Source organism: Corallococcus sicarius (assembly GCF_003611735.1).
GTDB classification, from domain to species: Bacteria; Myxococcota; Myxococcia; order Myxococcales; family Myxococcaceae; genus Corallococcus; species Corallococcus sicarius.
Genome location: NZ_RAWG01000317.1, coordinates 1 through 11,149, shown reverse-complemented (window position 1 = coordinate 11,149; position 11,149 = coordinate 1). Strand labels below are relative to the sequence as shown.

Below are 11,149 nucleotides of genomic sequence, written 5' to 3'. Positions count from 1 at the left end.
ACCCCGTCCACCGCCCCCGCCGGCTGCGTCGCTCCGCGGCCCTCCGTGACATGGTGAGAGAGACGCGTCTCTCGCCCACGGACTTCATCTACCCGCTCTTCGTCGTCGAGGGCCGGGACGTGCGCCGTCCCATCTCCTCCATGCCGGGCATCTTCAACCTGTCGGTGGAGCACGCCGTGCAGGAGGCGAAGCTCGCGAAGTCGCTGGGCGTGCCGTCCGTCATCCTCTTCGGCATCCCGGACCACAAGGACGCGCAAGGAACGCAGGCCTACGCGCGCGACGGCATCGTCCAGCGCGCCATCCGGGAGATCAAGGCGGCGGTGCCGGACCTCCAGGTCATCGCGGACGTGTGCCTGTGCGAGTACACCGACCACGGCCACTGCGGCGTGCTCGACGGCCAGCACGTCGTCAACGACGCCACGCTGCCGCTGCTCGCGCAGATGGCCGTCACGTGCGCGCAGGCGGGCGCGGACATCGTCGCCCCGTCGGACATGATGGACGGCCGCATCAGCGCCATCCGCAAGGCGCTGGACGAGGTGAAGCTGTCCGAAACGCCCATCATGGCGTACTCGGCCAAGTACGCCTCCGGCTTCTACGGCCCCTTCCGCGAGGCCGCCCAGAGCACGCCGCAGTTCGGCGACCGGCGCGGCTACCAGATGGATCCCGGCAACGTGCGCGAGGCCCTGCGCGAGACGGAGCTGGACGTGGAGGAGGGGGCGGACTTCATCATGGTGAAGCCCGCGCTCTCCTACCTGGACGTCATCCGCGCGCTGCGCGAGCGCTTCGATCTGCCGCTCGCCGCGTACAACGTCTCCGGCGAGTACGCGATGCTCAAGGCCGCCGGCCAGAACGGGTGGGTGGACTACGAGCGCGTGATGATGGAGGTCCTCACCTCCATCAAGCGCGCCGGCGCCGACCTCGTCATCACGTACCACGCCCTGGAAGCCGCCAAACTCCTCTAAGGCAACACGCGGGGCGCGCCGTTGCGGCGGGAGGCTTGATTGGCTCCGCCGCTTGCGCCCAAATGGTCCCCACACGATGCCCACCCAGAAGAAGCGCCCCGGACGCAAGCCGGCGAAACCTCCGCCCCGACGCGCCCCTGCCGCGAAGCCGAAGTCCCGGGCCGGCCAGCGCCCGGGCCGGGGCCGCACCCCGGTCGTTCGTGAGCCCGGGCCGTTGCAATACAAAGTGGTGGAGCTGTCCACGGTGGACGAGGGAGCGCTGGAGCGCACCCTGAACGAGTGGACGGGCAAGGGCTGGAACCTGGACGGCGTGCAGTTCGCGATGCGCGAGTCCTCCAAGCGGCCGGCGATGGCGTTCGTGTTCTTCACCCGCGAGGGCGAGGCCGCGCAGCACGACGAGGCGGGCGCGCGCGAGCGGCTTCAGCGGATGTCGGAGGTGGGCAGCCCCACCGCGAGGCTCGCGGCGGAACAGGCCGGCGAGCACGCGCAGACGGTGGTGCCCTTCGTCCACCCGCTGTCCGCGCACGAGCGGCTGGCGCGGCTGGCCGGGCTGGACGAACCGGAGCGCACGGAAGAGGGCCGCACGCTGGAGCCGGAGGAGTGAGCGCCACCCCTGAGCGCAGCCTGATGTCCACGGGCCGCGGTGGCAGCCGGGTGCTGCGGTTGGTGCAGGAGGACGCGGGGCCGGACTCTCCGTACCCGAAGGCGTCCCTGCTGCTGCGCGGGGGCGCGCGCGTGGTGGACTGTCTGACGGCCTGGGGCCTGTACGTGGTGTGCGGCGCGGCGGGCGCGGTGGTGGCGCTGCTGTTCCTGCTGCTCGCGGACGGGATGCTCCAGGGGCAGAGCGTGGGCAAGCGCATCTTCGGCGTGAAGGTGATGCACCTGCCCACGCGCTCCGCGGCGCGGCACCGCGACAGCACGCTTCGCAACGCGCCGCTCGCGCTGGTGGTGCTGTTGGGGATGATGCCCGCGCCCCACGGCCTGGTGGCCGCGGCGGCGGGCTTCGTGGTGATTGGGGGCGTGGAGGCGTGGCGCGTGCTGCGCGACCCGCTGGGCCTGCGGCTGGGCGACACCTGGGCGCAGACGCAGGTGGTGGATGGGAAGGTTGTGGCGGGCGCGACGGTTGCAGCCCGCACGCCCGTGGCGGCAGCGCGTGCCCCGGGCCGTTTGATGACCGCGGCGAAGGTGCGCCGCGGCAAGCCATTCCGGAAAGGAAGACGGGGCAAGCCATGCGCATCGCGCTGACGTACAACCTGCGGTTGTCGGACTCGGAGGAGGAGGCGGAGTTCGACACGCAGGAGACGGTGAACACGCTCGCGGCCGCCATCGAGCGCCTGGGCCACCGCCTGGAGCGCTTCGAGGTGAGCGGCCCCGCGTCGCGCACCGTGGCCCGCCTGGAGGCCTACAGCCCCGACCTCATCTTCAACACCGCCGAAGGCCGCCGTGGCCGCTTCCGGGAGGCGTTCTACCCGGCGCTCTTCGACGAGCTGGGGTTCGCGTACACGGGCTCGGACGCGTACGCGCTGGCGCTGACGTTGGACAAGCAGCTCACCAAGCTCATCCTGTCCAAGCACGGCATCCGCACGCCGGGCTGGCAGTACGTGGAGAAGCTCAGTGAGCTGACGGCGGAGAACCTGCACTTCCCCGTCATCGTGAAGCCCAACTTCGAGGGCTCCTCCAAGGGCATCACCCAGGACTCCGTCGCGGAGACGCTGGAGGCCGTGCGGGAGAAGGTCGCGAAGGCGCTGGAGAAGTACCCGGCGGGCGTGCTGGTGGAGGAGTACATCAGCGGGCGCGACCTCACGGTGCCGTTCCTGGCCGCGGTGGACAACGACTACGACGGCGTACTCGCGCCGGTGGAGTACGTCATCGACCCGGAGGCCGCGACGGCCCGCAAGTACGCCATCTACGACTACGAGCTGAAGACGAAGGGCGAGCGCGCCGTCAGCGTGCGCGCCCCGGCGAACATCCCCCCGAAGATGGCGGAGGACGTGCGCAAGATGGCGCAGAAGATCTTCCAGGTGCTGGACTGCCGCGACCTGGGGCGCCTGGACTTCCGCCTGTCCGACGCGGGCGTGCCGTACTTCCTCGAAATCAACGCGCTGCCCAGCCTGGAGCCGGGCGCGGGCATCTACTCCGCGGCGGAGCTGGAGGGGCTGCACCTGGACGGGGTCATCAACTCCATCATCCAGAGCGCGGCCAAGCGCTACAAGATCCGCGACTCCGCGCGCCGCCAGGGCAAGCCCGCGCGCAAGACGGGGCCGCTGCGCGTGGGCTTCAGCTTCAACGTCAAGCGCGTGAAGCCCAGCGCCACGGCGGAGACGGTGGAGGACAGCGAGGCGGAGTACGACTCGCCCAACACGCTGCAGGCCATCCGCGAGGCCATTGCGTCGTGGGGCCACGAGGTCATCGACCTGGAGGCCACGGCGGAATTGCCCACGGTGCTCTCCAGCACGCCGTTGGACATCGTCTTCAACATCGCCGAGGGCTTCAAGGGCCGCAACCGCGAGAGCCAGGTGCCCGCGATGCTGGAGCTGCTGGACATCCCGTACACGGGCTCTGATCCCGCGACGCTGTCGCTCGCGCTGGACAAGGCGCTGGCGAAGAAGATCGTCCGCCAGGCGGGCATCCTCACGCCCAACTTCCAGCTGATGGTCACGGGCAAGGAGCGGCTGAACAAGGAGTTCACCGGCTTCCCGCTCATCGTGAAGCCGGTGGCGGAAGGCAGCTCCAAGGGCGTCGTCACCAAGAGCGTCTGCTACAGCGAAGCGGAGCTGCGCGACGTGGTGAAGGAGATCGCCGGCAAGTACCAGCAGCCCGCGCTGATTGAAGAGTACATCGGGGGCCGCGAGTTCACGGTGGGCCTGCTGGGTGAGCGGCGTCCGCGCGTGCTGCCGCCCATGGAGATCGTCTTCCTGGACAAGGCGGAGAAGAACCCCGTCTACAGCTTCCAGCACAAGCTGGATTGGACGGATCGCATCCGCTACGACGCGCCCGCGAAGATTGAACCGGCGCTGCTGGAGAAGCTGCGCACGGCGGCGCGCAACTCGTTCATGGCGTTGGGGTGCCGCGACGTGGCGCGCATCGACTTCCGCATGGACGACAAGGGGCGCATCTACTTCATCGAGTGCAACCCGCTGCCCGGCCTCACGCCCGGCTGGAGCGACCTGGTGCTCATCGCGGCGGGCGCCGGCATGGACTACCGCGCGCTCATTGGCGAGATCATGGCGCCCGCCATCCGCCGGTACAAAGAGCGCGAGGCGCGCCGGGCCCAGACGGAGCATCCGCCCGGCCCTCCGCGGCCGCTCAACAAGGTGGTGCAGCGCATCGAGGAGCAGACCGCGCAGGCGAACGCCGCTGCCGCTGCCGCCGCCGCCCCCGCGCCCGCCCATGCGAGCGGGAACGGCAACGCGGCCCCCGCGGAGTCCGCGCCCGTGCGCCCGGAGTTGAAGTCCTGAGCCGCTGACGGACCGCGAGGGCAGGGGAGGCGGAATGCCCCCTGCCTTCGGGCGGCCGTGCGGCTAGCCGTCGTTGAGCGCCTGCGCCCAGCCCTTCTCGAAGTTGGCGTGGTACGCCTGCCACAGCGAGTCCGAGTAGTACTTCACGAGGTTCTCGTCGTTGTAGCGAAGCGCGTTCTTCGACAGGTTGTGCGAGCCCGTCAGGACGATCTTCCGCACCGTCCCGTTGAAGTTCCCCGAGTAGACGAAGTGCTTGCTGTGGGTAAGCACTTCCCGGGGCGTGCCGTCGCTCGTCTTCACGTTGTTGGCGGACACGTCATGCAGCTGGCGCACGGTGATGTTCGATGAGCCGCCCAGCTTCGCGCGGACGCCGGCCTCCATGTCCGTGTAGAGCACGCGCACCTTGCAGCCCAGCTTCGCGATGCGCAGCAGCTCCGTGGCCACGATGATGCGGCTGTCGTTGAAGTGGTTCTGGTTCACGTCCAGCGTGCAGCCCGCAACGGCCGTCCGGATGTAGTCCGTGAAGTTGTTCGTCACGGTGTCGGAGCTGATTTCGTTGTCGTTGCCCTCGCGCGGGAAGAAGTACGCGGTCCACGGCGCGTTCGGTGAGTCGTAGTACCCCTGGCCCGTCGAGGGGTTGTAGTAGTCCGTCGTCTTCGTCTGGCCGCGCAGGTCATTGTGGTAGCCGACCCAGTAGTCGTACCAGTCCCAGTCCTCGTAGCTGACGACCATGTCGTTCCAGTAGTTGTTCTGGGAGTAGGTGTTGTTCCAGGAGCCCTGCACCACGACGCGCTGGATGCGGTTGCCCTGCGGATCCGTCGTCGTGCTGAAGGTGAAGATCTTGTCGTGCATGATCGTCCCCGAGCGATCGAACCCCGCGATGCACGCGCTCCCCGCGCCCGTGCCGTTGCACCGGGTCAGCTCCAGCCGCGTCGCGTCCGGACAGCTCGCCGCCGGGGGCACGTGGCTGCTCAAGTCATGGATGACGCCGCCGGAGAGGAACTCGGAGGCCGCGCCGCCGTTCTGCTCGTCCACCACCAGCCGCACGATGACGCCCCGGCACAGCGCCGCCTTGATGGCCGCGTTCAGGTGGTCCGTCGTCCAGAGGAAGATGGCGATGCGGATGTAGGAACCCCTGGGGCTGTTGTCGATGAGCCGCACCAGCTCATCCTTGATGCGGTAGTCCCGCGTGCCCGTGTTGTCCGGCTGGCTGAAGACGGCGTAGAGCCCCGGCACGTTCGTCGCGGCCTGCTCCTGCGCCCCCACCAGGTTCGGGTCCGTCTGCGCCGCGGGCTGACACCCCCCGAGCACCGCCGACATCACGAGTCCCACCACCGCCAGGAGCCCTGCACGTCCGCTGCATCGCTGCTGTTTCATGCGCTGCCTCCATTCTCCAATTCTCACCATTTAATATGAAATGGCGTGGAAAGCGGAGAGAACCGGGATATGGATGGGATGAAACCCATTCTTTCCAAAATGGAAAATTCAATGAGCGGATTGTTTCAGCGGGGTTCGGTGGTGTCGTGGGTGCTGATGGGCTGCGCGGTGCTGGCGCCGCAGGGTGCGCGGGCGGCGTCGGTGGGCTTCGAGCCGGTGTCCAGCGCTCAGCCCTCGCGGCTCGCGGCGCTGACGTCCCTGAGCTTCACGCCGGTGAAGGACGCGATGGTGAAGCAGTTCGCGCCCACGACGAACTTCGGCACGCAGAGCCTCATCCAGGTGTCGGCGCAGAACAACTACAGCAAGGAAGTGGTGCTGCAGTTCAACGTCACCGGCCTTCCCGCGGGCGCGACGAACATCACCGCGCAGCTGCGCATGCCCGCCGGCACCACCGCCACGGGCCGGCCCATCACCGCGCACGCGGTGGCGGACACGTCCTGGAGTGAGACGGCCCTCACCTGGAACACCCGGCTGCCCATGGGCGCCGCGCTGTCCACGGTGTCCAGCCACACGGCGGGGCAGGACTCGGTGTGGGATGTGTCCGCGCTGATTGCCGGCAACGGCAACGTGACGGTGGGCCTGGACACGACCTTCGCCGGGGACACGAACTTCACGTCCCGCGAGGGCAGCCCCGGCCCCACGCTGGTGGTGAGCTACGACACGGCGACGACGTGGTTCGTCTACGCGGGCAACACGCACGCGCACACCAGCTACACGTCGTCGCACGGCGAGCAGGTGACCTCCGGCGACCCCACGAAGAACGGGCCTCCGTCGGAGCACCACGCGCAGGCGAAGGCGGCCGGCTACGACTTCTACGTCACCACGGACCACTCGCAGGAGGTGGCGTTCAACCCCACCAGCCCGACGACGCCCGCGTGGGTGGCGACGAAGCAGCAGGCCCTGGACGCGACGGACAGCGGCTACGTGGGCTTCTGGGGCTACGAGCACTCGGAGAACAACGGGCCGGACGGCACGGGGCACATCAACGTCATCAACAGCCCGGCGTACCTGGACGCGCTGGAGTCCGGCGTGGGCCTCCAGCAGCTCTACGCGTGGCTCAAGACGCAGCCGGACACGGTGGCGTCGTTCAACCACCCGGACGCCGTGAACTACAACAGCTTCGGCTACCGGGACGCGGCCCTCACCGACATCCTCACGCTGCTGGAGGTCATCAACTCCAACGACAACCTCCACTACGGCGCGTGGCTGGCGGCGCTGGAGAAGGGCTGGAAGGTGTCCCCCGTGTGCGGCAATGACAACCACGGGTTCTGGGGCATCACGCGCCACACGGCGCGCACGTTCCTCGTCGCCCCCTCGCGCACCAAGGCCGCGCTCCTGGACGCGATGAAGCAGCGCCGCACCTATGCCGCGTTGGATACCAACCTGCGCGTCGTCTATTCGGTGAACGGCGCCATCATGGGCTCCACGCTCGCGAGCCCCTCCACGTTCAACTTCAACATCCAGGTGAGCGACGCGGACGTGGGCGACCGCATCTCGAAGATCGAAATCCTCAAGGACAACGGCGTGGTGGTGCAGACCTTCGCCCTGGCCACGCCGCAGGCCTCCGTCACCTGGACCCCGTCCCTCACCGACACGACGAGCAAGTACTTCTTCCTGCGCGTCTACAACGAGGGCAGCACGGCGCCCATGGCGTGGATCGCCCCCGTCTGGACGGGGCGGTAGGGCAGGGGAGCCCGCTCAGGCGGGCGCGAAGCCGCCGTGGAAGGTGGGCGGGAGGGCGTGGTCGAAGTGGCAGCGCGCCACCGGCCCGTCCTCCAGCCGCTGCGCGTCCAATACGGCGATGTGGGACGCGTCCGCCTTCACGTCGTAGACCTGGGTGAGCACCCAGCCGTCGTCCTCCGCGCTGCCGCCGGGGCGGGGGACGAAGACGGGCTCGGAGGGGTACTGCTCCGCTCCCAGCGCCGCCACCGTGAGCCGGCCTGTCGCCACCTCGATGCGCGCGACGCCGTTGTGCGGGCCCCACTTCGCCTCGTCGCTGGTGTGCACGCCCATGAACACCGTCCCATGCGCGCGTCCCACCACGCCAGGGGCGACGCGGGGGAACTCGCAGCTCACGTCCGAGCGGCGCTCGGTGTGGAAGGTGCCTGCCTTCACGTCCACCACCGCCCGGTGCAGCATGCCCTTCGCTTGCGTGGACGTGCGTCCGCGCACCAGCTCACCCAGCCACTGGTTCGTCGTGAAGTCGGGGTAGTGCACGTAGTCCACCACCAGCTTCTCTCCCTCCTCGAACGCGTTCGCGAAGTGCCACTGGTAGAACGCCTCCGTGGGGATGCGCACCGGGTGCTCCACATCGTCGATGGGGACCACCAGCACCTCCGAGCCCACCTCCGGCCGGAAGTGGAGGTTCTCCGAGTACGAGCCCAGCCGCAGCAGCATGCGGAAGATGTTGAGCCGCAGCGCCGGCAGGAAGAAGACGAGGTAGCGGTCCGTGGCGATGAAGTCGTGCACCATCGTCGCGCCGGGGAGCTTCACGGAGCCCAGGCGCTTCGCCCCGCCGCCGTCCGGCAGCGCGTACAGCTCCAGCTTCGTCTCCCGGCCGTACGACACGCCGAAGTTGTAGGACGTCTTGCGTGACGGCACGCGGTGCGGGTGCGCGGAGAAGCTCTCCACCACCACGCCGTCCAGGTCCGACTCGCCCACGCAGGACAGGTCCTCCGGGGACACCTCCACGGGCACGTTCGCCTCGAACAGCGCGTACAGCTTGCCGTTCCACGCCATCACCGACGTGTTCGCCGAGTTCTTCTGCTGGTTGCGCAGCTTGTGCAGAAGCGGCGTGGGCGTGCCGTAGGCGCCGTAGCGCTGCCCGGAGGCCTTGCGCTCCGCCACCATGCTCGGCGTCTCCAGCAGCCGCGCCGCGCCCCGCACGCCGTCCGGCCCGAAGCGCACGCCCAGCATTCCGCCGTCCCCGTCGAACCAGTGCTGGTACGGCCGGCCGTGCACCTCGAACGTCCACGGCCCCACCCGGTACAGCGAACCCCGCAGCCCTTCGGGCACCTGGCCCTCCACCCGCAGCGGCTCGAAGCCGTGCTGGCGGGGAAGCGTGCGGAAGGCCCGGAGCCAGCCCGGGGCGGCGGAGGACGTCGTCTGCTTCATCGCGGTCGTCATGGCGGAAAACCCTTTCCTGGTTCCTGCGGAGGGCACGGGCGCTGCCGCAACCCTTCAGCGTGTAGACAACGTAAACATTGCATGTTGTCGCTGTCAACATGGATGTTGACGCTGGCTACTTCGGGCCCCGGATGGTTACGTCCTCCAGGCAACACGCCAGGAGGCACGGACGGTGGCGACTCGGGGCAAGCAGGCACGGACGCAGAAGCCGTCGGACGCGCCGGAGGAGAAGGCGCGCTACCACCACGGTGACCTGCGCCAGGCGCTGGTGGACGCGGCGGTGACGCTCATCACCGAGGAGGGCTTCGGCGCGCTGACGCTCCGGGAGGTCGCCCGGCGGGCGGGCGTCACGCACGCGGCGCCCTACCGGCACTTCGCGGACAAGGAGGCGCTGCTGGAGGCGGTGGCGCAGCAGGGCTTCCGCGCGATGGCGCAGGAGATGCGCGAGCGCATGGCGAAGGCCCCGGCCGGGCCCCTGGAGCAGCTGTCCGCCGCGGGCGTGGCCTACGTGCTCTTCGCGGTGCGCCACCCGCCGCACTTCCGGGTGATGTTCGGGCCGCACTTCACGCGCCCCCTGCAGCCCGATGCGTCGGACGAGGGGACGAACGCCTTCGCGCTGCTGGTGCGCTGCATCGAAGCCGGGCAGGCGGCGGGCGTGCTGCGCCCGGGAGAGTCCCGGCGCCTGACGCTCGCAGCGTGGTCCATGGTGCACGGGCTCGCGTCGCTGTTCGTGGATCGGCAGCTCCAGGAGGCCGGGCAGGGCGCGGAGGCCGCGGAGGCGCTCGCGGTCGTGCAGACGCGGCTGCTGCTGGAGGGGCTCACGCGCCCCGGGCCCGGCTGAAACAGCGACAGTCGGTAGGGAAGCGGGGTTGACCGTCGGAGATTGTCGGGTACGGTCGGCGCCATGGTGCGGATACCGGAAGAATCAGGGCCGAGGGTCCGGGCGCGGGAGCTGGGGCTTCCGCTGGGGCGCTTCAAGCCGGGGAAGTTCAACGCGATCACGGACGTGGAAGGCGTGCTCGTGGGGCACTCCACCATCATCCAGGGCCAGGGCCCGCTCAGGCCCGGCTTCGGTCCGGTGCGCACGGGCGTCACCGCCATCCTGCCCAACCTGGGCAACATCTTCATGGACCGCATGAGCGGAGGCGGCTTCGTGCTCAACGGCGCGGGCGAAGTCTCCGGCATGACGCAGCTCATGGAGTGGGGCCTCATCGAAACGCCCATCCTCCTCACCAACACCATGGCCGTGGGCGCGGTGTCCGACGGCGTGGCCCGCTACCTCGTGCAGCGCTACCCGGGCATCGGTGACGAGCACGACGTCATCATCCCCGTGGTGGGCGAGTGCGACGACTCGTGGCTCAACGACATCTCCGGCCGCCACGTGCGCCAGGAGCACGTCCTCGAGGCCATCAACAACGCCGCCAGCGGCCCGGTGCGCGAGGGCAACGTCGGCGGCGGCACCGGCATGGTGACGTGCGACTTCAAGGGCGGCATCGGCACGTCGTCGCGCAAGCTGCCGGAGGTGCTGGGCGGCTACACGCTGGGCGTGCTCGTCATGTCCAACTTCGGGAAGATGCACAACCTGCGCGTGGGCGGCCTGCCGGTGGGCGAGGTGCTGGTGGAGAAGTTCAAGAACACCCCCCACCGCGGCAAGTCCTACGGCTCCATCATCGCGGTGGTCGCCACCGACGCGCCCCTGTTGAGCCACCAGATCAACCGCCTCTGCAAGCGCGTGGGCCTGGGCATCGGGCGGGTGGGCAGCTACGCGGCGCACGGCTCGGGCGAAATCGTGGTGGGCTTCTCCACCGCGAACATCATCCCCAGGCGCACGCAGAAGATGGTCTACAAGATGAAGATCCTACTGGATCAGCGTCTGGACCCCCTCTACGAGGCCGTGATGGAGGCCACCGAGGAGGCCATCCTCAACGCCATGTGCATGGCCGAGCCGATGACGGGGGTGAACGACAACTACTCGCCCGCGCTGCCCCTGGACGAGGTGCGCCGGTTCGTGGACGCCTGCCGGCCCATCTTCGCCTCGGTGAAGAAGCGCCCCCACCAGACGAGCGTGCCGGCCTCCAAGGAGCGCCCCAGCGACGAGGACCGGGAGGGGGAGGTGACGGTTTCCTCGGCCCTGCCCACCAAGGTGCGCGGCGCGGAGGGGATTCC

The 11,149-nt window shown here is 69.2% G+C and carries 9 protein-coding genes; 7 read left to right on the top strand and 2 right to left on the bottom strand.

What is annotated here, in order from left to right; genetic code table 11:
- The 4 genes from hemB to D7X12_RS33750 form a co-directional block, all read left to right on the top strand.
- A partial coding sequence (gene hemB, locus D7X12_RS33765) for a porphobilinogen synthase (RefSeq protein WP_244224943.1) occupies positions 1 to 962 on the top strand: 962 nt, incomplete at its 5' end.
- Positions 963 to 1,038: 76 nt separating this feature from the next.
- A complete protein-coding gene (sglS, locus tag D7X12_RS33760; RefSeq protein WP_120629331.1) occupies positions 1,039 to 1,566 on the top strand; it encodes a type IV pili motility protein SglS in 528 nt (175 codons plus the stop codon).
- Positions 1,567 to 1,589: 23 nt separating this feature from the next.
- Positions 1,590 to 2,207: an RDD family protein gene (locus tag D7X12_RS33755; RefSeq protein ID WP_120629330.1), complete on the top strand. Its 618-nt coding sequence runs from the start codon at positions 1,590 to 1,592 to the stop codon at positions 2,205 to 2,207.
- Positions 2,192 to 4,420 (top strand): D-alanine--D-alanine ligase family protein, encoded by a 2,229-nt coding sequence (locus tag D7X12_RS33750; RefSeq protein WP_120629329.1) that lies wholly within the window; start codon positions 2,192 to 2,194, stop codon positions 4,418 to 4,420. Before D7X12_RS33755 ends, D7X12_RS33750 begins: the two co-directional genes overlap by 16 nt.
- 63 nt (positions 4,421 to 4,483) lie before the next feature.
- On the opposite strand, the gene D7X12_RS33745 is transcribed toward D7X12_RS33750, so the two are convergent.
- The gene (locus D7X12_RS33745) at positions 4,484 to 5,797 is read right to left on the bottom strand and encodes a phospholipase D-like domain-containing protein (protein WP_120629328.1); all 1,314 of its coding nucleotides are present in this window, start codon (positions 5,795 to 5,797) and stop codon (positions 4,484 to 4,486) included.
- A 111-nt stretch (positions 5,798 to 5,908) separates the two neighbouring features.
- On the opposite strand from D7X12_RS33745, the gene D7X12_RS33740 reads away from it, so the two are divergent.
- Positions 5,909 to 7,540 (top strand): CehA/McbA family metallohydrolase, encoded by a 1,632-nt coding sequence (locus tag D7X12_RS33740; protein ID WP_158620176.1) that lies wholly within the window; start codon positions 5,909 to 5,911, stop codon positions 7,538 to 7,540.
- 15 nt (positions 7,541 to 7,555) lie between these two features.
- Here the strand turns inward: D7X12_RS33740 and D7X12_RS33735 are convergent, their stop codons facing one another.
- Positions 7,556 to 8,983 (bottom strand): carotenoid oxygenase family protein, encoded by a 1,428-nt coding sequence (locus tag D7X12_RS33735; protein ID WP_120629326.1) that lies wholly within the window; start codon positions 8,981 to 8,983, stop codon positions 7,556 to 7,558.
- Positions 8,984 to 9,155: 172 nt separating this feature from the next.
- Between D7X12_RS33735 and D7X12_RS33730 the strand changes: the two genes are divergently transcribed.
- Together D7X12_RS33730 and D7X12_RS33725 are read left to right on the top strand one after the other, a co-directional pair.
- Positions 9,156 to 9,824: a TetR/AcrR family transcriptional regulator gene (locus tag D7X12_RS33730; protein WP_120629325.1), complete on the top strand. Its 669-nt coding sequence runs from the start codon at positions 9,156 to 9,158 to the stop codon at positions 9,822 to 9,824.
- A 63-nt stretch (positions 9,825 to 9,887) separates the two neighbouring features.
- On the top strand, positions 9,888 to 11,149 hold a 1,262-nt coding region (locus D7X12_RS33725; protein WP_147443883.1), incomplete at its 3' end, for a DmpA family aminopeptidase.

Excerpts from the sequence above, each read along its gene's own strand:
- sglS (WP_120629331.1), top strand. The coding sequence starts at position 1,039 with ATGCCCACCCAGAAGAAGCGCCCCGGACGCAAGCCGGCGAAACCTCCG.
- D7X12_RS33755 (WP_120629330.1), top strand. The coding sequence starts at position 1,590 with ATGTCCACGGGCCGCGGTGGCAGCCGGGTGCTGCGGTTGGTGCAGGAG.
- D7X12_RS33750 (WP_120629329.1), top strand. The coding sequence starts at position 2,192 with ATGCGCATCGCGCTGACGTACAACCTGCGGTTGTCGGACTCGGAGGAG.
- D7X12_RS33745 (WP_120629328.1), bottom strand. The coding sequence starts at position 5,797 with ATGAAACAGCAGCGATGCAGCGGACGTGCAGGGCTCCTGGCGGTGGTG.
- D7X12_RS33740 (WP_158620176.1), top strand. The coding sequence starts at position 5,909 with ATGAGCGGATTGTTTCAGCGGGGTTCGGTGGTGTCGTGGGTGCTGATG.
- D7X12_RS33735 (WP_120629326.1), bottom strand. The coding sequence starts at position 8,983 with ATGACGACCGCGATGAAGCAGACGACGTCCTCCGCCGCCCCGGGCTGG.